This window comes from Priestia sp. MDV22-iso46, from assembly GCF_058629175.1.
Genome location: NZ_JBZVWT010000002.1, coordinates 244,000 through 265,286 on the forward strand (window position 1 = coordinate 244,000; position 21,287 = coordinate 265,286).

General features: G+C 38.9%; 23 protein-coding genes, 2 pseudogenes and 1 riboswitch. Of the genes and pseudogenes, 20 read left to right on the forward strand and 5 right to left on the reverse strand.

Going from position 1 to position 21,287, the window contains the following annotated elements; translation table 11 throughout:
* Positions 1 to 10 precede the first annotated feature (10 nt).
* From comGC to AC4NPH_RS13200, 6 genes are read left to right on the forward strand one after another with little or no spacing between them, the layout of a single operon-like run.
* Positions 11 to 322, forward strand: a complete 312-nt coding sequence (gene comGC / locus AC4NPH_RS13175) for a competence type IV pilus major pilin ComGC (RefSeq protein ID WP_013059175.1) — start codon at positions 11 to 13, stop codon at positions 320 to 322.
* Entirely contained in the window at positions 264 to 746 is a 483-nt protein-coding gene (gene comGD / locus AC4NPH_RS13180; RefSeq protein WP_491938787.1) for a competence type IV pilus minor pilin ComGD, read from the forward strand. Before comGC ends, comGD begins: the two co-directional genes overlap by 59 nt.
* Positions 730 to 1,068 (forward strand): type II secretion system protein, encoded by a 339-nt coding sequence (locus AC4NPH_RS13185; protein WP_013059173.1) that lies wholly within the window; start codon positions 730 to 732, stop codon positions 1,066 to 1,068. The genes comGD and AC4NPH_RS13185 overlap by 17 nt, the downstream gene beginning before the upstream one ends.
* Positions 1,065 to 1,502, forward strand: coding sequence for a competence type IV pilus minor pilin ComGF (comGF, locus tag AC4NPH_RS13190; RefSeq protein ID WP_098197258.1), 438 nt, complete (start codon positions 1,065 to 1,067; stop codon positions 1,500 to 1,502). The genes AC4NPH_RS13185 and comGF overlap by 4 nt, the downstream gene beginning before the upstream one ends.
* The gene (comGG, locus tag AC4NPH_RS13195) at positions 1,492 to 1,866 is read left to right on the forward strand and encodes a competence type IV pilus minor pilin ComGG (RefSeq protein WP_013059171.1); all 375 of its coding nucleotides are present in this window, start codon (positions 1,492 to 1,494) and stop codon (positions 1,864 to 1,866) included. The genes comGF and comGG overlap by 11 nt, the downstream gene beginning before the upstream one ends.
* Positions 1,867 to 1,909: 43 nt before the next feature.
* Complete coding sequence (locus AC4NPH_RS13200) at positions 1,910 to 2,095, forward strand: YqzE family protein (protein ID WP_013059170.1); 186 nt, start codon at positions 1,910 to 1,912, stop codon at positions 2,093 to 2,095.
* A 24-nt stretch (positions 2,096 to 2,119) separates the two neighbouring features.
* On the opposite strand, the gene AC4NPH_RS13205 is transcribed toward AC4NPH_RS13200, so the two are convergent.
* Both AC4NPH_RS13205 and AC4NPH_RS13210 read right to left on the reverse strand, forming a co-directional pair.
* Positions 2,120 to 2,944 (reverse strand): YqhG family protein, encoded by an 825-nt coding sequence (locus tag AC4NPH_RS13205; protein WP_013059169.1) that lies wholly within the window; start codon positions 2,942 to 2,944, stop codon positions 2,120 to 2,122.
* Positions 2,931 to 4,604, reverse strand: coding sequence for a DEAD/DEAH box helicase (locus AC4NPH_RS13210; protein WP_014458233.1), 1,674 nt, complete (start codon positions 4,602 to 4,604; stop codon positions 2,931 to 2,933). The genes AC4NPH_RS13205 and AC4NPH_RS13210 overlap by 14 nt, the downstream gene beginning before the upstream one ends.
* A gap of 180 nt (positions 4,605 to 4,784) precedes the next feature.
* A riboswitch (glycine riboswitch) is annotated at positions 4,785 to 4,877 on the forward strand.
* A gap of 212 nt (positions 4,878 to 5,089) precedes the next feature.
* Here AC4NPH_RS13210 and gcvT point away from each other — a divergent pair.
* Genes gcvT through gcvPB form a run of 3 tightly spaced genes read left to right on the forward strand, consistent with a single transcriptional unit; the run spans position 5,090 to position 9,028 of the window.
* Entirely contained in the window at positions 5,090 to 6,190 is a 1,101-nt protein-coding gene (gene gcvT, locus AC4NPH_RS13215) for a glycine cleavage system aminomethyltransferase GcvT (RefSeq protein ID WP_098197257.1), read from the forward strand.
* Between the two features lie 20 nt (positions 6,191 to 6,210).
* Positions 6,211 to 7,557, forward strand: a complete 1,347-nt coding sequence (gene gcvPA / locus AC4NPH_RS13220; protein WP_029320219.1) for an aminomethyl-transferring glycine dehydrogenase subunit GcvPA — start codon at positions 6,211 to 6,213, stop codon at positions 7,555 to 7,557.
* Positions 7,550 to 9,028 (forward strand): aminomethyl-transferring glycine dehydrogenase subunit GcvPB, encoded by a 1,479-nt coding sequence (gene gcvPB / locus AC4NPH_RS13225; RefSeq protein ID WP_013059165.1) that lies wholly within the window; start codon positions 7,550 to 7,552, stop codon positions 9,026 to 9,028. Before gcvPA ends, gcvPB begins: the two co-directional genes overlap by 8 nt.
* Before the next feature lie 44 nt (positions 9,029 to 9,072).
* On the opposite strand, the gene AC4NPH_RS13230 is transcribed toward gcvPB, so the two are convergent.
* Complete coding sequence (locus AC4NPH_RS13230; protein WP_013059164.1) at positions 9,073 to 9,456, reverse strand: rhodanese-like domain-containing protein; 384 nt, start codon at positions 9,454 to 9,456, stop codon at positions 9,073 to 9,075.
* A 230-nt stretch (positions 9,457 to 9,686) separates the two neighbouring features.
* Between AC4NPH_RS13230 and AC4NPH_RS13235 the strand changes: the two genes are divergently transcribed.
* The 5 genes and pseudogenes from AC4NPH_RS13235 to AC4NPH_RS13255 all read left to right on the forward strand — a co-directional run bounded on the left by AC4NPH_RS13235 (position 9,687) and on the right by AC4NPH_RS13255 (position 15,375).
* Positions 9,687 to 10,520, forward strand: coding sequence for a lipoate--protein ligase family protein (locus tag AC4NPH_RS13235; RefSeq protein WP_013059163.1), 834 nt, complete (start codon positions 9,687 to 9,689; stop codon positions 10,518 to 10,520).
* 312 nt (positions 10,521 to 10,832) lie between these two features.
* Positions 10,833 to 12,269, forward strand: a pseudogene (locus tag AC4NPH_RS13240) (vitamin B12-dependent ribonucleotide reductase); the annotation flags it as partial.
* A 285-nt stretch (positions 12,270 to 12,554) separates the two neighbouring features.
* Positions 12,555 to 13,676, forward strand: a pseudogene (locus tag AC4NPH_RS13245) (ribonucleotide reductase barrel domain-containing protein); the annotation flags it as partial.
* Between the two features lie 284 nt (positions 13,677 to 13,960).
* Positions 13,961 to 14,392 carry a transcriptional regulator MntR gene (gene mntR, locus AC4NPH_RS13250; RefSeq protein ID WP_013059162.1) on the forward strand — a complete coding sequence of 144 codons (432 nt, stop codon included), beginning with the start codon at positions 13,961 to 13,963 and terminating at the stop codon, positions 14,390 to 14,392.
* A gap of 101 nt (positions 14,393 to 14,493) precedes the next feature.
* Positions 14,494 to 15,375, forward strand: coding sequence for a patatin-like phospholipase family protein (locus AC4NPH_RS13255; protein WP_016765549.1), 882 nt, complete (start codon positions 14,494 to 14,496; stop codon positions 15,373 to 15,375).
* Positions 15,376 to 15,405: 30 nt separating this feature from the next.
* Here AC4NPH_RS13255 and AC4NPH_RS13260 read toward each other — a convergent pair whose 3' ends face one another.
* Positions 15,406 to 15,804, reverse strand: coding sequence for an SA1362 family protein (locus AC4NPH_RS13260; RefSeq protein WP_013059160.1), 399 nt, complete (start codon positions 15,802 to 15,804; stop codon positions 15,406 to 15,408).
* 47 nt (positions 15,805 to 15,851) lie between these two features.
* The gene (locus tag AC4NPH_RS13265; RefSeq protein WP_013085002.1) at positions 15,852 to 16,808 is read right to left on the reverse strand and encodes a DUF1385 domain-containing protein; all 957 of its coding nucleotides are present in this window, start codon (positions 16,806 to 16,808) and stop codon (positions 15,852 to 15,854) included.
* A 313-nt stretch (positions 16,809 to 17,121) separates the two neighbouring features.
* On the opposite strand from AC4NPH_RS13265, the gene AC4NPH_RS13270 reads away from it, so the two are divergent.
* The 6 genes from AC4NPH_RS13270 to spoIIIAA all read left to right on the forward strand — a co-directional run bounded on the left by AC4NPH_RS13270 (position 17,122) and on the right by spoIIIAA (position 21,284).
* The gene (locus tag AC4NPH_RS13270) at positions 17,122 to 17,658 is read left to right on the forward strand and encodes a YqhR family membrane protein (protein WP_029320228.1); all 537 of its coding nucleotides are present in this window, start codon (positions 17,122 to 17,124) and stop codon (positions 17,656 to 17,658) included.
* Positions 17,659 to 17,779: 121 nt separating this feature from the next.
* Positions 17,780 to 18,217 carry a type II 3-dehydroquinate dehydratase gene (gene aroQ / locus AC4NPH_RS13275; protein ID WP_013059157.1) on the forward strand — a complete coding sequence of 146 codons (438 nt, stop codon included), beginning with the start codon at positions 17,780 to 17,782 and terminating at the stop codon, positions 18,215 to 18,217.
* Position 18,218: 1 nt separating this feature from the next.
* Entirely contained in the window at positions 18,219 to 19,277 is a 1,059-nt protein-coding gene (locus AC4NPH_RS13280) for a M24 family metallopeptidase (RefSeq protein WP_013059156.1), read from the forward strand.
* A gap of 19 nt (positions 19,278 to 19,296) precedes the next feature.
* Positions 19,297 to 19,854, forward strand: coding sequence for an elongation factor P (gene efp / locus AC4NPH_RS13285; RefSeq protein WP_013059155.1), 558 nt, complete (start codon positions 19,297 to 19,299; stop codon positions 19,852 to 19,854).
* A 135-nt stretch (positions 19,855 to 19,989) separates the two neighbouring features.
* Positions 19,990 to 20,271: a YqhV family protein gene (locus AC4NPH_RS13290; protein ID WP_013059154.1), complete on the forward strand. Its 282-nt coding sequence runs from the start codon at positions 19,990 to 19,992 to the stop codon at positions 20,269 to 20,271.
* A gap of 65 nt (positions 20,272 to 20,336) precedes the next feature.
* Positions 20,337 to 21,284, forward strand: coding sequence for a stage III sporulation protein AA (spoIIIAA, locus tag AC4NPH_RS13295; RefSeq protein WP_013059153.1), 948 nt, complete (start codon positions 20,337 to 20,339; stop codon positions 21,282 to 21,284).
* The last annotated feature ends 3 nt before the right edge of the window (positions 21,285 to 21,287 follow it).

The following is a 21,287-nucleotide window of genomic DNA, read 5'->3' on the forward strand; positions in this document are numbered from 1 at the left end:
GTGAAAGAATATGATTCTAAAAGGTGATAAAGGATTTACCCTTATTGAAATGCTCATTGTTATGCTCGTTATTACCGTGCTTTTGCTCATTATGATTCCAAATGTATTAAAGCATAATACGGTTATTAACAACAAAGGCTGCTCAGCTCTTGTCAAAACCGTAGAGGCTGAGGTACAAGTATACGAACTTGAAAATGGCGAAAAACCAAGTCTAGAAGAGCTTGAAGCAGGAGGCTACTTAAAAGAAGGCACCGTGTGTCCAAATGGTCAAGCCATTCAAATTGACGGTACCGGAAAGGTTACAGCTAGTGGTTCTTCTTAAGCAAAAAGGATTTACCCTCATTGAGATGCTGATGGTTTTATTTATTGTGCAAGTGATGATGTTTTCCATTATTGTAGCCATTCGTCCGCTTGTGGAATATTACAAAATCACATTATTTTTGCGACAGCTGCAAAGCGACACGTTTTATGTGCAGCAAACAGCAATGAACCGAGAATCTCCAATTAAAATTAACTTCGCACCGAAGGGAACAGAATATATTATTTCTGATTCTCGTGCCGTTCTTTATAAGCGCGCCTATGACTCTACCATTCATATCATGTTTGGAAGCGGCAATTCCACGATACAATACAACAAAAACGGCAATATTTCTCAAGCGAAGACCATTTTTATCAGCAATCAAAAATTTAAATATAAAGTTACTTTTCAAATAGGCAGAGGGCGTTTTTATGTGGACAAGATGTAAGGGTCAGCAGGGCTACACCTTGTTAGAAATGCTTGTTTCATTTAGCATGCTTTTACTCCTAACCGGTACAATTATTCCTTTGTATGTTCAGATGAAAGAAGCAGAAAAGAAGCAATATGTTTCGTATCAAGCTGATGCTATCTTGCATGAAGAGCTATTGAAATATAAATATGAAGCAGGATATAAACGGCGAGAAAAAATCGTAAAAGAAAACGTTGCGTTTTATCTGAAGTGGAACGGAGAAAGTGCTCAAAAGCTTTGTGTAGAATGGACAGATTCCGCTGAGAAAATGAAAAAGAAGTGTGATGTGATGTTGAAGTGAAAAGGGAAAAAGGCTTTACGCTTGTAGAGATGTTAGTCAGTTTTACTCTTTTTTTGATCATTGTTTCATTTTTCCCCATTATCATTCCGCTAGCTAAGCAAACATATAATCCGGATTTTAGTATGAATGAAATGGAGTGGGGAATTTTTGTGAATCAACTTGCTATGGAATATCGAGAAGCAAAAGAAGTGGGAATTAATGCGACTACGCTTACGTTGAAAATGGAAAATAATCAGATCATCACTTATGAACGCTACGAAGACAAGATAAGAAGACGAGTGGATGAAAGCGGTCATGAAGTTGTGCTGCAGCACATTAAGAATATTATGTATGAACAGCAAAAAGAAAGGCTTTTGATTCGTTCAACAGACGGTGTTAACAAAGTTAGAGAAGAAACCATTACGACGTTTTTGATGCTTGCTCATGAAACATAATGAGCAAGGATTTATTCTCCCAGTTGTTTTGGCATTTTGTGCGCTTTTTCTTCTGTTAGTAGCTCAGCAAACCACTTATTTTGTGACGAAAAGTTCATTTTATCAAGAAGTAGAGCAGAAAAATCGTCTGCAGCATCTTTTAGAAAACGCGGTTGTACATGTAAAAAAAGAAATAAAAGAACATAATAAATCTCCATCTGCATCTTTAGTATTAGAAACTGGTACGGTTTCATACGAAGTAGTAAGTGAAGATGAACAGATGATCATCCTAAAAATAAAGTGTCAAACATTGCAAGGAAGAGCATTGACGGAAACGGCATATATTCAAAAAAAGGATCAGCACATTGTGAAGTGGACGGATTAAGTCTCTTTCTCTCCGGATATAATAGTGCTGAGGAGATGATTATATGAAAACGAATGATTATGTAAAATATATGACTCAGCAATTTGTACAATATATGGATCAGCCAAAAGAAGAGAGGAAAACGAAAAAAATTCAAAAAAAAGAAGAGCGAGCACCTTTTGCAAACAGATGGTTTGGAATGATTCCGCTGTCGTTTATGCTGTGGTATCGTAAGAAAAAAGAAAGATGAGCATATCATATGCTCATCTTTTTTTTAACCGGCTTGTGTTTTGTTAAATTGACGAGACATCGTTTCAGGCGATATGTAAAATAAGCCACCGTTTATAAACTTAAACAAGATAGTCGGCTCGTACAGTTCTTGAAGCGCTGTTTTTTCGGTCATATATATTTCTGGCAGCTCTTCTGCTGTTTCGTAAAAATGATCAAGAAGCGCTAAGTCTTCATACCATCTCTCCTGCGCTTTTTCAGCCCATTCAGTTGGCTGAGCTTTAACATAGTCAGTCACATATGATGTGAGTCGTGCGATGGCACTTTTAGGTTTAATAAAAGGTGAGAGAGTAAAGCAATAGTCTGAGATTTTAGATGACAAATTTTGATTAATGATTAATTCATGAAATGATTCAATAATCTGTCCATTGATTAAATTAATGCCAAGCGACAAGAGCTCATCTTTTTTACGATCGCATTTGTACGAGACTTTAATATTTAATGCAAGCCAAGGGTGTAAAGGCTGATTTGTTGGCTGAGCTGATGCAACTTGTTCATACAAGTGAATAAACCCGCCTAGTTTTTGAGTAGAAGCGAAAATTTGGTGCAGCCTAGGTGAACCGAAATGAATTCGTTCTCCTTGAACGGAATCGTCTTCAAATGCTGGATCTGTAATGAAAGTGAGCGAAGCAGGAGTTGCTTCTCCTCCCGTCTTTTCAATATAGTGCCAATAAAATGGACGATTCATCAATTCTTTATCGAGTTCAATCGTTAATTGAACCGTCAGGTAAGAAGATGTTTCTGTGACAATAGAACAATTATTAGCTAGAAAATAACGCTTTAAAAATTGATGAATATCAGTTTGCTGCATGCTGATCCTCCTCGCTGTCTTCGTATTGAATAATAGACGTCAAGTTCTCCATTTTGATTTTTATTTCTCCTTCACTCCGCGAATGAAATAAAATATCCTGAATATGCTCTTCGATATTTTTTAAATCAAGCTTTGTTAAAATATCATCTAGCTCTCCAACAACTCGTTCAAAAAGGTTTATTTTTTCGTATAACAATTTTAAAATATGTTCTTCGACCGTATGTTGAATGGCTAAATTGTAAATGTGAACATCATGTTTTTGACCTAAACGATGGACCCTTCCAATTCGCTGTTCTAGACGCATTGGATTCCACGGAAGATCATAGTTAATGATATGATGACAAAACTGAAGGTTGATTCCTTCTCCGCCTGCTTCAGTGGCAATAAATACTTGCGCGTGGCTTTCAAAAAGCTGCTTCATCCAGTCTTTTTTACCTCGCTTAAATCCGCCTCTAAAAGGTACAGAGGTAATTCCATGCTGTTTTAAATACCACTGTAAATACAGTTGAGTTGCTCTGTACTCAGTAAAAATAATGACTTTATCATCAATTTTCTGAACGAGCTCTAGCACTTTTTCTGCTTTTGCATTTTGCGGCACTTGCTGAAGTAGTTCCATTAACGGAGTGATCATATGTTCCGTTAATGCGCTGTTTTGATCTTCCTGACGTTCGAGCATGTTTTTTAATGTCATATACACCGCTTCACGGCTGCTGCAGGCCTCTCGCTGCAGGGTTAAAATTGAAAAAGCGCTTGAAGGGTGCAGTCCGTTTCCTTTAAAAGACGTAATCGCATCGTACAGCTCGCGTTCTTTTGGCGAGAATTCAACAGGAATGGTTTGAACAATTCGCTTCGTCCATTCGATACCCGTATCGTGGCGGCGATTTCGAATCATAACTTTGTTAACAAGCTCTTTTAAGTGTTCATCGTTTTGCAAAGAGCGTTTTTTAGCGGAAAATAATTCTTCGAAATAGTCTTTATTGCCGAGATGGCCAGGCTTTAAAAGAGAGACTAAGTTAAAAATTTCTTCAATTCGATTTTGAATCGGTGTTGCGGTTAGCAACAGACAAAATTTCTTTTTTAGACTTTGCACAAATTCATAGTTTTTTGTTTTGTTGTTTTTAAGTTTATGAGCTTCATCAATGATGATGAGGTCGTAGTCTTGTTCAAGCACAATTTCTCGATGAGGAGAACGTTTTGCTGTATCAATTGAAGACACAACGATGTCACACTGATCCCACACATATGATTTTCTTTGAGGGACTGCGGGAATATAAAATTTTTGATTCAATTCCATAGCCCACTGTGAAACAAGCGAAGCTGGAACTAAAATGAGAACTTTTTTAACAAGTCCGCGAATCATATATTCCTTCAAAATTAACCCTGCTTCAATCGTTTTCCCCAGTCCTACTTCATCTGCTAAAATGGCTTTCCCATTCATTGTTTCAACTACTTGTTTGGCTACTTCGAGCTGATGAGGAAGCGGCGTTAAATCAGCTAGATGTTTTGGGCTTTGTAGTCCTTCAAATTCTGAGATAAGCGTTTGGTCTTCTATTTCATAGGCAAGTTTATACAAATCCCATGCAGACCAAGGGCCGTCTTGCTCCAATTTAGTTGAGAAGGCTGCTTCCCATGTTTCATCGATGTTTAATTTCACTTTCATGATAAAAATGCTCCTTTGTAAAAAATTTTTATTGAACAAATGATAAGAATCAGGTAGGATAAAAATATATTTAGAAAATTTGAAAAAGAAAATAGATTAGCACTTTACAAATGATTGTGTGAATAAAGATAGATACATCTTTCAGTAGTATGCCCAACTTTACCAACTTTATAGAAGCGAATGACGACACGGGGAGAGACTACTTGAATGTAGCGCCGAAGGAGCAAGCAATAAAATTGTGAATCTCTCAGGCAAAAAGACTCTTGTTTGACGCAGCTCTGGAGAGTGTCTATGCGTTTATAGACCACCCACGAGGCAAACCTATTCGTTTATAGGTAAACTTTCAGGTGAAAAGGACAGAGACTTCCTACTAAATACAGTAGGGGGTTTTCTGTCCTTTTTTGTTTGGATACGTAGTGATCCCCACACTATTTGAAAACTCCCCGTTATGAAAAGTTTCACGTGAAAAAGAGGAGGACATAAATATGACAACAGAATTACACAAAACGCCGCTTTATGATACCTATCAAAAATATGGTGCCAAAACAATTGATTTTGGAGGATGGGCTCTTCCCGTTCAATTTTCTTCTATTAAAGAAGAGCATGAAGCTGTACGTACAAAGGCAGGCCTTTTTGATGTCTCTCATATGGGAGAAATTCTTGTAACAGGAGCTGATAGCTTAGCTTTTCTTCAGCACACGATGACAAATGACGTTTCTACCCTCGTAGATGGAAAAGCACAGTATACGGCTATGTGTTATGAAGACGGAGGCACGGTAGATGATTTGCTGATTTATAAAAAAGCAGATCAAGAGTATTTGCTAGTCGTAAACGCTGCTAATATTCAAAAAGACTATGAGTGGCTGGTGTCTCACAAACAAGGAGATGTAACGCTCGTTAATCAGTCTGATGAAACTGCGCAGCTAGCTTTACAAGGTCCTGTAGCAGAAAAAGTTTTACAAACGTTAACGAACGAAAATTTATCTTTATTAAAGCCATTTACATTTGCTGATGATGTAGAAGTAGCGAATGTAAAAGCTCTCGTTTCACGTACTGGGTACACCGGGGAAGACGGCTTTGAAATTTATTGTTCTTCAGCTGACGCCTCTCACTTGTGGACGGCTATTTTAGAAGCAGGCAGTGATGAAGGTGTGCTGCCTTGCGGATTAGGAGCTCGCGATACGCTTCGTTTTGAAGCTACTTTGGCTTTATATGGCCAAGAGCTTTCAAAAGATATTACGCCCATTGAAGCTCGAATTGGATTTGCAGTAAAAACGAACAAAGACAGCTTTATTGGAAAAGAAGTGTTAAAAGAACAGCGTGAAAGCGGGGCATCTCGTAAACTGGTAGGAATTGAAATGATTGATAAAGGTATACCAAGACACGGTTACGAAGTATTTGCAGATGAAGAACAAATTGGATTTGTGACAACAGGTACACAGTCACCGACATTAAAGAAAAACATCGGTTTAGCGCTATTGTCAGCAGAGTATTCAGAGCTTGGTCGGGAAGTAGAAGTGCAGGTTCGAAAAAAACGCTTAAAAGCAAAAGTGGTTTCAACACCTTTTTATAAACGTTCAAAGTAAGCTTTGGGGAGGAATTTAACATGTTACATCGCTATTTACCAATGACAGAACAAGATCAGCAGCAAATGTTAGCAGCAATTGGTGTTTCATCTGTTGATGATTTATTTTCAGATATTCCGCAGCGCGTTCGTTTTCAAGGAGAATACAATATTAAAAAAGCGGCTTCAGAGCCTCAGCTGTTAAAAGAATTAAATAGTATGGCTGCTAAAAATGCTCATTTAAAAGACTATGCTTCTTTTTTAGGAGCAGGAGTTTACGATCATTACATGCCGGTTATTGTTGATCATGTTATTTCTCGTTCGGAATTTTATACGGCCTATACTCCGTATCAACCAGAAATTTCTCAAGGAGAACTTCAGGCCATCTTTGAATTTCAAACAATGATTTGTGAGTTAACGGGGATGGACGTGGCTAATTCTTCTATGTATGACGGAGGAACTGCTTTAGCAGAAGCCGCTATGCTCAGTGCGGGTCAAACAAAAAAGAAAAAAGTACTTGTCTCTGCGGCTGTTCACCCTGAGTCAAAAGATGTGTTAAAAACGTATGCGAAGGGTCAATACATTGAAGTGGTAGAAATCCCTGCAGCAGACGGAGTAACAGATATGATTGCATTGGAAAAAGAGATGGGGAGTGACGTGGCAGCTGTTATTGTCCAATACCCAAATTTCTACGGACAAATCGAGCCGTTAAAAGAAATTGAAGAAATTACTCATCAAGAAAAGTGCATGTTTGTGGTTTCAAGCAATCCTTTATCATTAGGTTTACTTACGCCCCCTGGAGAATTCGGAGCTGATATTGTCATTGGAGATGCACAGCCATTTGGTATTCCAAGTCAATTTGGAGGACCGCACTGCGGATACTTTGCAACTACGTCTAAGCTTATGCGGAAAATTCCAGGACGATTAGTAGGGCAAACGGTAGATGAAAACGGTAAGCGAGGGTTTGTTTTAACCCTTCAAGCGCGTGAACAGCATATACGCCGCGATAAAGCGACGTCTAACATTTGTTCAAATCAAGCGTTAAATGCTTTAGCGGCATCAGTTGCAATGACAGCTTTAGGCAAGCAAGGTGTAAAAGAAATGGCGCTGCAAAACTTATCAAAAACGCATTATGCATATGAAGCGTTAAAGGCAAAAGGGATAAATGTAGCATTTGAAGGACCGTTTTTTAACGAATTAGTCGTGAAGCTTCCTGTTTCGGTAACAGAAGCAAACAATCATTTATTAGCATCAAAAATAATTGGCGGTTATGATCTTAGCCGTGATAACCAAGCGCTTGAAAATCACATGCTGCTTGCTTTTACAGAGCTCCGTACAAAAGAGGAAATTGACCAACTTGTAAATGAATTGGGGGATCTTCATGCTTAATCAAAATCAATCACTTATTTTTGAAAGCAGTAAAGAAGGGCGAATCGGCTATTCATTGCCAGAGTTAGATGTGCCGCAAGTAAATGCTGAAGAACTGCTTGGAAAAGCGTATGTGCGTACCAAAGCTCCTGAGCTTCCTGAAGTATCAGAACTCGATATTATGCGTCATTACACCGCGCTTTCAAAACGAAATCACGGAGTAGACTCAGGGTTTTATCCGCTTGGTTCATGTACGATGAAATATAATCCAAAAGTGAATGAACAAGCAGCACGCATTGCTGGGTTTGCGCATATTCATCCGCTTCAAGATGAGCAAACGGTTCAAGGTGCTCTCGAACTTTTATATGATTTACAAGAGCATTTAACAGAAATTACAGGAATGGATGAAGTAACACTTCAGCCAGCAGCAGGTGCTCACGGCGAGTGGACCGGGCTTATGATGATTCGTGCTTATCATGAAGCAAATGGTGAGACGCAGCGAACAAAAGTCATTGTTCCAGACTCAGCTCACGGAACGAACCCGGCTTCGGCAACAGTTGCGGGATTTGAAACGGTAACGGTAAAATCAAACGAACATGGTTTAGTGGACTTAGAGGATTTACGCCGCGTAGTAGGAGAAGATACAGCCGCTTTAATGTTAACAAACCCAAATACGCTAGGGTTATTTGAAGAAGATATTTTAGAAATGGCTGAAATTGTTCACGCAGCAGGTGGAAAGCTTTATTATGATGGTGCAAATTTAAACGCAGTATTAAGTAAAGCCCGTCCTGGAGATATGGGGTTTGACGTTGTGCATTTAAACCTTCATAAAACGTTTACAGGCCCTCATGGAGGAGGCGGTCCTGGCTCTGGTCCGGTAGGGGTAAAAGCAGATTTAATTCCGTATTTGCCTAAACCAGTGCTTGTGAAAACAGAACAAGGCTATCACTTTGACTATAACCGTCCTCAGTCAATTGGACGCGTAAAGCCGTTTTACGGCAACTTCGGTATCAACGTTCGCGCTTATACGTATATTCGTTCAATGGGTCCAGACGGCTTAAAAGCCGTGACGGAAAACGCTGTGCTAAATGCCAACTATATGATGCGTCGTTTAGCAGAACACTATGAGCTTCCGTTTGACCGTCACTGTAAGCACGAATTTGTTTTATCAGGAAAACGTCAGAAAAAGCTGGGCGTGCGCACATTGGATATTGCGAAACGACTGCTTGATTTTGGCTATCATCCGCCAACTATCTACTTCCCGCTTATCGTAGAAGAGTGCATGATGATCGAACCAACGGAAACGGAGTCGAAAGAAACGCTAGATGCGTTTATCGATGCGATGATTCAAATTGCAAAAGAAGCAGAAGAAACGCCTGAAGTCGTACAGGAAGCTCCGCATACAACGGTTGTGAAGCGCCTTGATGAAACGCTGGCAGCGAGAAAGCCAGTTCTTCGCTATCAGAAAGAACAGGCTGTTCAAAACGTCTAACAAAAAACCTCGCCCAAAGGCGAGGTTTTTCTATATACATACCATTATTTTTTCTTTTTTACTTTACCGTTCCACATTTTGAAGCCGCCTTTTAAATCATAGATTTCTTGAACACCGTGGCGACGAAGCATTTGTGCTGCACGTCCTGTGCGCATTCCGCTTTGACAATAGATGTAGACAGGCTGATCTGGACGAAATTCTTTAATGCGCATACGGAACTGTGAAAGAGGAATATTTCGTGCGCCTAAAATATGTCCGTTTTCAAATTCATTCGGTTCACGAATATCAACTAGCTGTGCCTTGCGGTAGCCGGTGCGGAATTCTTCTTCAGTTAACGTTTTCATAATGCGACGTTGGTAAAAGAACATAACGACAGAGTATATGATAATTACTCCAAGTAAAATGAGTACTGCTGTAATTGCTGACATGCTGATTCTTCCTTTCTTCGACAAAATCCATACTCTTATTATATAAGTGAATGAAATTAGAAGTAAAGCGATTTTGCCTTGAATCTAGCGGATTTCTTCCCGAAAATGAAAAAACTACCACATTTGAATTCACAGTTTTATGTTGCTCTTTGCTTTTCCTTAGCTCAATCTTTTGGTAGACTAAAAAACGGATTTATTTTTTATATTACATATAGCTGAGGATGAGGTAGATGAAAGCAAAGTGGAGATTTATTGATTCCAACAACCGTTCGCCTTATTACAATATGGCGTTAGATGAAGCGTTATTAGAATGGCATAGTAAAGGAGAAATTCCACCTACGATTCGTTTTTACGGATGGAACCCTCCAACGCTGTCAATCGGTTATTTTCAAAAAGCTGAAAAAGAAATTAACTTTGATAAAGTAAAAGAATTAGGACTAGGCTTTGTAAGACGTCCAACGGGCGGCAGGGGCGTGCTTCACGATGAAGAGCTTACTTACAGCGTAATTGTATCTGAAGAGTATCCTAACATGCCTAAGACAGTTACAGAAGCATATCGCGTAATCTCTGAAGGTTTACTGGAAGGATTTCGTTCGTTAGGGCTCGAGGCTTATTTTGCTATTCCTCGTTCAGAAGAAGAAAAAAATAGCTTAAAAAACCCTCGTTCGTCCGTATGTTTTGATGCTCCTTCTTGGTATGAACTAGTTGTAGAGGGCCGCAAAATTGCTGGAAGTGCCCAAACCAGACAAAAAGGAGTTATTCTACAGCACGGCTCTATTCTGTTAGAGATTGATGAAGATAAATTATTCAGCGTGTTTAATTATCCAAATGATCGCGTGAAAGAAAGAATGCAGCGCGCATTCCGTTCTAAAGCGGTAGCCATCAATGCAATTGCTGGCCGCAAAATCTCTATTGAAGAAGCAAAAAAAGCGTTTTATAAAGGATTTGCTTCGGCTCTTGATATCGATTTAGAACCGTATACACTGTCTGAAGAAGAGGAAGCATACGTAGAAGAACTAGCGCGCACAAAGTACGGATCGGATGAATGGAACTTTAAGCGCTAAACGGATGCCGATGGGAAATAGATAAAAGTGCAACTTCTTATAAGTTGCACTTTTTATTGGAATTTTTAGAAATAATTCTTGGCTGATAGAATACATAGGGAAGAAAAGTCAAACACTTTTTTTACGAAAAAAAAAATATTTCACTTGACACCCTTCTATATGTAGATGTTTGGATAAGTGTCAAATACTATATATTGAATTCGTCCAAGCCCTGTGGTAAGTTATTGATAGTTGATTGAAAAACTCTTTTTCCTTTAAAAGGAAAAAGAGTTAATAAATTTATAGATGTTCGATAGGTAAGGAGTTGTGAGAATGACTGTTTTGTTAAATCAAAAAGTGAATATGAATGTTGAAAAGCTCAATTCAGATATTGAACGCTTTCCGCAAGTACATCCGATTACACCGGATATGAAGTTGACTCATAAAGGTGTTTCAAGATTGGTAATGTTAGACCGCTATGCTTTTAAAGATACGGAAAAATTAACGTTATCAGAAGGAGATTTTGTTGTTCTAACTGTAAAAGAAGATCCAAAATTTCCAGCACGAGGACTTGGCTATGTGGAAAGCATTAATTTTGAGCAAAAGACCGCTGTTGTCAAGGTAGAAGATGAGTTTAGAGGTGCTTTATCGCCCGAAGAAGCAGAAAACGGGTTAATCACTCGTTCGCTGGATGTCATTGAAAAGCCTCTAGAGGTCTTCTACGAGCAAATTGCAAAACGTAATGCAACAGGCTTAGCTTCTGTGGAAAAAACAGAAGAAAAGCGTAAAGAGTGGTTTGAAAAGTTCTATCAAGAGCTTGTTCAGCTAAACTTTGTACCAGCTGGCCGCGTTCTTTACGGTGCAGGTGCTGACACAGACGTAACGTACTTCAACTGTTATGTAATGCCTTATGTAAAAGATTCACGTGAAGGTATTTCAGAACACCGCAAACAAGTAATGGAAATCATGAGCCGCGGAGGCGGTGTTGGAACAAATGGTTCAACTCTTCGCCCGCGCAACACGCTGGCTCGCGGTGTAAACGGCAAATCATCTGGTTCGGTTTCATGGTTAGATGATATTGCTAAACTGACGCATCTTGTTGAGCAAGGTGGGTCACGTCGTGGGGCTCAAATGATCATGCTTGCCGACTGGCATCCTGATATTGTAGAGTTTATCATTTCTAAAATGCAAAACCCTCGCATTTTACGTTTCTTAATTGAAAACACAAATGACGAAATGATTAAAAAGCATGCGCAAGATAAATTGAAGTTCACGCCGCTAACAGAGTCTGAAGAAGCGATGTACCAAGGAATCATTAACTATAAACAAATTCCTGGTCTTGGTGGGTTCAGTGAAAAAATCATTAAAGATGCAGAAGAAAAGCTGCAAACAGGCGGAACGTACAGCGTTCATAACTCAGAGTTTTTAACAGGAGCAAACATTTCTGTATGCTTAACAAAAGATTTTATGGATGCTGTTGAAAACGACGGTGAATATGAACTTCGCTTCCCAGACGTAGAAAGCTATTCAAAAGAAGAAATGGCTAACTACAATGAAAACTGGCACGAAGTAGGCGATGTGCGCGAATGGGCAAAACAAGGAAACAAAGTTCGTACGTACCGTACTATCCGTGCGAAAGAGCTATGGAACTTAATTAATATTTGTGCAACGTACTCAGCTGAACCAGGCATTTTCTTCTTTGACAATGCTAATGATATGACAAATGCTCAAGCATATGGTCAGCACGTTGTTGCAACAAATCCATGTGGTGAATAGTTTGCCTCATGTAAAACATTGCGGAATAAAGCAGGAACCCTGAGATGGGAATCTGAACCGAAGGCTAAACGTAAAGGTTTAGTCAGGGGCAACGCATAGAAGCTGATCCTGTATAACAGACTATAATGCTTCCACGAGGCCGCAACGTTACAATTTTAAAGCTCCGAAAGAGTATTTGAAAGAAATGGCTGAATAATTGTAACGAAAACGTATGCTGAACTTACGTAAATATGAAGCGTAAGAGGTAGAGGATAAAAAGCCTTTACGATAACAAATTTGGAACAACCACTTGCACCATTCTCTGTCTGCAACTTAGCTGCTGTTAACTTAGCGCAAATGGCAGATAAAGAAACGAAAACTGTTAACTTTGAAAAGTTACGTCAAACGGTTGAAACGGGCGTTAGAATGCAAGATAACGTTATTGATGCAACTCCTTATTTCTTAGAAGAAAACCAAAAGCAAGCTCTTGGCGAACGCCGCGTTGGCCTTGGTGTAATGGGTCTTCACGATCTTCTTATTTATTGTGAAACAGAGTACGGCTCAGACAAAGGCAATGAGTTAGTAGATAAAGTGTTTGAAACAATTGCAACGACGGCTTACCGTGCGTCTGTAGAGCTTGGAAAAGAAAAAGGAAGCTTCCCGTTCTTAGTGGGCGAAACAGATGCTGAAACGGCTTCTTTACGTGAAGCATTTACAAATACAGGCTTCATGAAAAAAATGCCTGAAGATATTCGTGAAAACATTAAAGAGAACGGTATCCGAAACTCTCATTTATTAACAGTAGCGCCAACAGGCAGTACTGGAACAATGGTTGGGGTGTCAACGGGTCTTGAACCTTATTTCTCATTCTCATACTTCCGAAGCGGCCGTTTAGGTAAATTTATTGAAGTAAAAGCTGATATCGTTCAAGAGTATTTAGATCAGCATCCAGAAGCAGATCCAAACAACCTTCCTGAATGGTTCATTTCAGCTATGGAACTTGCACCACAAGCTCACGCGGACGTGCAATGTGTGATTCAGCGCTGGATTGACAGTTCAATTAGTAAAACAGTAAACGCTCCTCGCGGTTACACAGTAGAGCAAGTTCAAAAAGTGTACGAGCGTCTGTATAAAGGCGGAGCAAAAGGCGGTACGGTGTACGTAGACGGCAGCCGTGATGCACAAGTCTTAACGCTAAAAGCAGAAGAAAATACGTTTGATGAAGAAATTGAAGCGCCAAAAGAAGAAACGAAACCGCACGTTGTGCTAGTTGATACAATTAATGAAATTCGTTCAACTGATGTAACAATCGGTTCTGAAGTAGGTAATACTTGTCCGGTTTGCCGTCAAGGAACGGTAGAAGAAATGGGCGGATGCAACACATGTACAAACTGTGGTGCACAGCTGAAATGCGGCCTTTAATTTTGAACATGATTGACTAGTAAAAGCTGACTCAAACGAGTCAGCTTTTATTATGTATAAAAATGGGGCATAAATAAGAAGCGGGATCGAACGGTTCTTGTATTTGAATAAGCATTGTAGTATGATTTTAATTGAATGTCTTTTATCCAGTTTTATCTTATGACATCGCTTTATTTACACGTTTTTTTCACATAGATTATCAAACATGAACACGATATCACTATAAGAAACAGACATTTATGACTTATTATTAGCAATACATAATATTAATTGGGGGAGATTTCATGCCTACACCGAGTATGGAAGATTATATTGAACAAATATATATGCTAATTGAAGATAAAGGATACGCTCGAGTGTCTGATATTGCTGATGCATTGGCGGTTCACCCCTCATCTGTAACGAAGATGGTTCAAAAGCTAGACAAAGATGAGTACTTAATTTATGAAAAATATCGAGGCCTTGTTTTAACAGCTAAGGGGCAGAAGATTGGAAAACGTCTTGTTTATCGCCATGAGCTTTTAGAGCAGCTGCTGCGCATCATTGGCGTAGATGAGACAAATATTTATGATGACGTAGAAGGAATTGAACATCATTTAAGCTGGAATTCCATTGATCGAATTGGAGATTTAGTTCAATACTTTGAAGAAAATCATAACCGTATTCAAGAGCTTCGCAATGTACAAAAACGAAATGAAGAAGAGCAAAAATTATAAGAAGAAAGCAGCGGCCAATAGCGTCACTGCTTTTTTCTTTTTATCATAACTTGTTGCTGAGTCGACTACAAATGTAGAGTGGGTAGTTTGGAGGAGAGGCTGTGTACGTCGACGGAGTGTTTTCAGGTGGCGGTATTAAAGGGCTTGCACTGATTGGCGCGTTACAAGCTCTAGAAGAAAAAGGCTTGATCTTTCGGCGGTTAGCCGGAACGAGTGCGGGTTCCATTATTTGTGCATTTGTAGCAGCCGGTTATACAAGTGAAGAAATTGTTGAAATGATGAATGAAATTGAGTTATCGTCTTTTTTAGATCAAAGAATGTCTTTTTTACCATCAAGCTTGACAAAGTGGCTGTTTTTATATTGGAAAATGGGATTGTATAAAGGAGAAAGGCTTGAAAAGTGGATTGCTGAGAAATTGCGGAGCAGAGGAATTCGTACATTTGCTGATTTGCCTGATCAGTCGCTGCGTATTATTGCGTCAGATTTGACCAACAGTACGATGCTTGTTCTTCCAGATGATTTGCCTAAATATCAAATCGACCCGAATCGCTTTTCTGTAGCAAGAGCCGTTCGAATGAGCTGCAGCATTCCATATTTTTTTGAGCCGGTTAAATTAAAATCTACCCCAAGCAGTTTAATAGTCGACGGGGGCGTGTTAAGTAACTTTCCAATTTTTCTGTTTGATGATGATAAAAGTCTCAAGAAGCGACCGGTAATTGGTGTGAAGCTGAGCCCGAAGGACGAAGAAAGGGAACGGAATAAAATTAAAAATGCCGTTGGTTTATTCAGCGCGCTTTTTGAGACGATGAAAGATGCGCACGATGCAAGACATATTTCAAAACGTCACGAAAAAAATATTATCTTTTTACCTGTTAATCAAGTTTTTGCGACAGAATTTACCCTCACAGAAGAACGGAAGGAAGAGCTGATTGCGTTTGGAAAAAAGCGTACAAGGGCATTTTTGAAAAAATGGTGCTATTAAAAAAACAAGGAGGCTTTTCTCCTTGTTTTTTTAAAAGAATGCTCTATTTTTCTTTTTTCCTTTTTTGCCTTCGATGACGGTCAAGTGTGAGTTGTTTTTCTTTTTCTTTAGCGGTTTCGTTGATTTGGATACCGGGCGCTTATTTGAGCTTCGGTACGTATGCATATCAACTTTGTTGCTTCCTCGCTCTTTTTCTTTTTGACGCAGTTTTGATTGTTTTACTGCGCGCACATAGCCTCTATCTTGACCTTTTGTCTGAGAAGGGCGGAGAATAAACCGATAAACTAAGTAAAACAAAATGATAAACAGAAAAATATAACCTGCTTGACGTAATAAAACAGCTGGATCTGTAATCAACGTAAATGCAAAGCCAATGACTCCTAACCCGATTAGACCATATACAAGTGGTTTCACGAATGGACGTCTCATTTTGTTCACCTCCTAAAATAGTAAAAAAGAAAGCAAAACGGTGTGGATTAGACAACTTGTTCGTCAGTGGTAGAAGAAAGTTCATTTTCAACGCGTAAAAGTTCTTTAAATGAAGCAATCGCAACTTCAACTTGATCATCTTTTGGTTCTTTGGTTGTTAAAAGCTGAAGCCATAAACCGGGATAACCTAAAAAGCGAAGAAGAGGGACATGACGAACTTTATTGGTTAACTGTAACACTTCAAATGATAAACCAAGGACAACTGGAATTAATGCAAGGCGATCCACAATTCGTAACCAAAGAGGATCCGTTGGAACGAGTAGGTAGACAAACATTCCTACAACTACGGTAAAGAGGATAAAGCTACTTCCGCAGCGATAATGAAGTCGAGATTGTGCTTGCACGGCTTCTACCGTAAGTTCAGCATTGTTTTCATATGCATTAATGACCTTGTGTTCTGCTCCATGATATTGAAACACCCGTTTAATAAGTGGCGTTTGTGAAATCACATAAATATAGCCAAGGAGCAATAATAGTTTAAATACTCCTTCAATAAAAACCTGAGCTACACTTGAAGTGAAAACAGGACGTGTCAACTGTGCTAAAAACACAGGAATCAATGTAAATAGTACTTTCCCGAAAAGAAAGGATATTACACCAATAGTTGCAACGCCAAATATTAAAGATAGTTTTGATTCTTTTTTCTCTTTTTGTTGTTCTTCTGCTACTTGAGCATCATCTTCTGGATTCACGTCATAGCGTTCAGAGGAAAAGTTCAAGTGCTGCGTACCGTTTGCACTGGCTTCAACAATAGCAGCAATTCCTCGTAAAAAAGGAATTTTTTTTAAAGCAGTGAGTACGGAATTTGATTTTCTTTTTGAATGAAAATAATCAATAGATTGATCTTTGCGGCGAATAGCCGTCACCATCATACGTTTGCCACCGAACATGACACCTTCTATAACGGCTTGACCACCATACGCAGGTTTTTGTAATTTAGACATTTCAGGCACCAACCTAACTTAACTAGACTAGACTTCTTAGTGTTTTATATTCTACAGCAAAATCAAATAAACCTCTAGGCGGATGCATGTTATCTAGTTTAGCCAATATTTTTCATCTCCACACCCTTGTTATGAATTTTTTTCCTTTCACTTATAAAATTTGTTTATGAAACTCTGTGCGAAGTAGTTTTAAAATGTCTCTTTGATATCAGGCTCCCTTCTTGCGTATAGGAAGAGTAATAAACGTAAAAACTTAGAAATGAGTCAGTAGGAAATGAGAAAAAAGTTCATACTACATCAAGAGGTGATTAATATGTCAGAACCTAAAGAACAGCATGAAAAAAAACAGGATAACCACCCTACGCATAAACAGGAAATGTCTTTTTTATTTAAAGCCATCTTTATTTCCTTTTTTGGAGGGATTTTCTGGAGCTTTATTGGCTATTTAAATTATCTGTTCAGCTTTAGTGTTATCAATCCAAATATGCTTTTAGATCCATGGGCATTAGGTGATTGGAAGGATAAAGGAATAGGTGTTATCGTCAGTGTTTTTCTTATAGGGGTATTATCTATTGTTGTCGGGTTGTTATACTACGTCCTATTAAAGAAGTTTAAAACAATTTGGATAGGTTTTGCTTACGGCTTATTATGGTGGGCAATTGTATTCGTTGTTTTGAATCCGCTCTTTCCCAACTTAAAAACAATTGGAGAGCTTCCAGCTAACACGATTATTTCATCCCTCTGTATTTATATTTTATATGGTGTATTCATCGGATATTCCATTTCTTTTGAAGCTGCAGAGCTTCAAACAAAAGATGAATCTACAGATTTTCAAACGGCGAATAAGTAGTGTGAATGTTCCAACGTATGCTAATATATTCTATATAATGATTTAAAAAGAAAAATAAAGTGCAAATTCACATAAGTGAGCTGCATAAAGGGTTCGTAGTAGGGGAGAGTGTTGAATTAAGATGAATAAGATTTTAGTAATAAACGGTCCTAATTTAAATCGTTTAGGCGTACGCGAACCAGCGGTATATGGGACAGATAATCTTCAAAATCTTGAAGAGAAGCTTCAGCGAGCAGGCAGAGACCATGGGGTAGAAGTTGAGTGCGTACAGTCTAATCACGAAGGTGTAATTATCGACTGGATTCATGAAGCGGATGAGAAATTTGATGGGATTATGATCAATCCTGGTGCTTTTACTCACTACAGTTATGCCATTCGAGATGCGATTGCTAGTATATCTGTTCCTGTTATTGAAGTGCATATTTCAAACGTACATAAGCGTGAAGAGTTTCGCCACCATTCGGTGACGGCACCTGTTACACATGGTCAAATTGTCGGGCTAGGTTTATACGGATACGAGCTTGCCCTGCAGGCACTTTTACAATTAAGGGGGAAATAAAATGAAAATCGAAAAACTACGCGAACAGTTTTCAAAGTTGAATGTGGACGGTGTTGTAATTACAAGTGAATATAACAGACGCTATATGACCAATTTCACAGGATCTGCTGGTGTCGTTATCATTTCTGAAGACAAAGCGGCATTTGTAACAGATTTTCGTTATGTTGAACAAGCAACTAGTCAAACAGAAGGTTTTGATATCTTTCAGCACAAGGGTCCTATTGTAGAAGAAGTAGCGAATGTAGTGAAACAATTTGGAATTAAAAAGCTTGGTTTTGAACAGAATTATGTTACATATGGACAGCATCAATTATTTGATAAGCATATCGGCGCGGAACTTGTTCCAATCTCGCACGCAATCGAAAACTTACGCTTGATAAAGAGTGACTCAGAGATTAAGATATTAAAGGAAGCTGCAAAAATAGCAGATGCAGCATATGAACATATTTTAACCTTTGTTCGTCCTGGTTTAACAGAGCTTCAAGTATCTAATGAACTGGAGTTCTTTATGAGAAAACAAGGCGCAACATCTTCATCTTTTGATACAATTGTTGCTTCAGGGCATCGCGGGGCTTTACCGCATGGTGTTGCTTCTGACAAAGTAATTGAAAAAGGCGAACTTGTAACGCTTGATTTTGGCGCATACTATAATGGTTACTGTTCAGATATCACACGAACATTTGCCGTCGGTGAAGTAAGTGATAAGCTAAAAGAAATTTATAATGTCGTACTGCAAGCGCAGCTTAACGGAATGAGCGGCATCAAAGCAGGTATGACGGGTAAAGAAGCAGATGCGCTAACGCGTGATTATATTACAGAACACGGATACGGCCAGTATTTTGGACATTCGACCGGTCACGGCGTAGGGTTAGAAGTACATGAAGGCCCATCACTTTCTGTGAAATCTACAGATGTACTGCAGCCAGGTATGATTGTAACCGTTGAACCAGGTATTTACATACCAGACTTAGGGGGCGTTCGTATTGAAGATGATACGATCGTCACAGCAGAAGGTAATGAGGCATTATCGCACTCATCAAAAGAGTTCATTATTTTATAAAATGTAGGAGGATTTCTTCATGATTTCAGTAAATGATTTTCGTACAGGTTTGACAGTAGAAGTAGACGGAGGTATTTGGCGTGTAATGGATTTCCAACACGTAAAGCCTGGTAAAGGCGCTGCATTCGTTCGCTCAAAACTACGTAACCTTCGTACAGGAGCTGTGCAAGAAAAAACGTTCCGTGCAGGTGAAAAAGTAGGAAAAGCCCAAATTGATAACCGTAAAATGCAATATCTATATGCAAGCGGCGATCAGCACGTATTCATGGACAACCAGTCTTATGAGCAATTAGAGCTTCCGGCAAGTGCAATTGAATATGAGCTAAAATTCTTAAAAGAGAATATGGAAGTAGCAATTATGATGTACCAAGGTGAGACATTAGGTGTTGAACTTCCAAACACAGTTGAGCTTAAAGTAACAGAAACTGAACCTGGTATTAAAGGTGACACAGCTTCTGGCGGTACAAAACCGGCAACTGTTGAAACTGGCTTAACAGTAAACGTTCCGTTCTTCGTAAATGAAGGCGACGTATTAATTATCAACACAACAGATAGCAGCTACGTATCACGCGCGTAATTCGGTCGTGTAAGCAAGCAAACACACAAAAAAGGCAGAGAATCATTCTCTGCCTTTTTTGTGTGTTTTTTTGTGCTAACTCTTCTTTATTTTGCATAGGTTGTACTAAACAACGCAGAGATATAGGAGGGGCTTATGAAGCAGTGGTTGGATCATTTAAACGGTACGGTATTGACGATGGCGTGCCTTCGATTTATTTCTTCATTTATTGAGTTTATTGCCGCTATTTTAATTGTCACAAACAATGATGTGAAAAAAGCGTTAATGATTAATGGAATGTTAGCGCTTGTTGGTCCGATTGTAATGGTGAGTTCTTTTACCATAGGTTTAGTGTCCGTAGCTGATCAATTATCTTTTGGGAAATTAATCATGATTGTAGTAGGAGTGCTCTTTATTTTAATCGGTGTTTTTAAATAAAAGGTAGGCATAAAATGGTCAAGCTTATAATACATTGAAGTGAGTTCAAATATGAGGGGATGAATATGTTAAACGAAATACTTGCAATCTTTCCGCCTAATTTAAAAAAGACTGTTGAATTTTATGTCACAAACCATTCTCATGTACTAGAAGAAATTCGAGTGCGCATAGGAAGACCTGTCGAATTTACAATCAACAATCAGCCATATTTCGAATCGTATCTTCCAAGTGCAGAAGATGCTTTATTTATCTTAAATAAATTAAGCCAGTTTTCGATTTATATGATTGAAGAAGAATTGAAAAAAGGATATGTCACCATTGAAGGCGGGCACCGGGTTGGACTAGCGGGAAAAGTTGTAACGGAAAATGGACAGGTTCGTGTGATTCGAGATGTATCATCCTTTAATATCCGGATTGCTAAACAAAAGATTGGTATTTCGAATCAGCTTATTCCTTTTTTATACAATCGCTATTGGCAAAGTACGGTCATTATAGGACCTCCTCAAACAGGAAAAACAACCATGATTCGCGATTTAGCTAGAGTAATAAGTACTGGCATAGAGCGCTCTAAGATTCCTCCGTTTAAAGTGGGAATTGTAGATGAACGATCAGAAATTGCTGGGGCTGTTAAAGGCGTTCCTCAGCATACATTCGGATCTAGAATGGATTTATTAGACAGCTGTCCGAAAGCTGAAGGCATGATGATGATGATTCGCTCCATGAGCCCCGATGTGCTGATCGTGGATGAAGTTGGAAGTGAAGAAGATTGTAAGGCCGTACTTGAAGCGGTTAATGCTGGCGTTCGTGTCATCATGACTGTTCATGGCTATGACATTGACGATTTAATGAAGCGTCCCACTTTGCAAGCTTTAATGAAACTTCACGTATTCAAACGGTATGTTGTGCTATCGAACAGCCGAGGTCCTGGAACACTTCAGGCTATCTACGATGAGCACTATAATTCCATGAAAACGTCCGCTGAAAAGTCGCTTATTGAAAATAGTAAAGGGTGATGG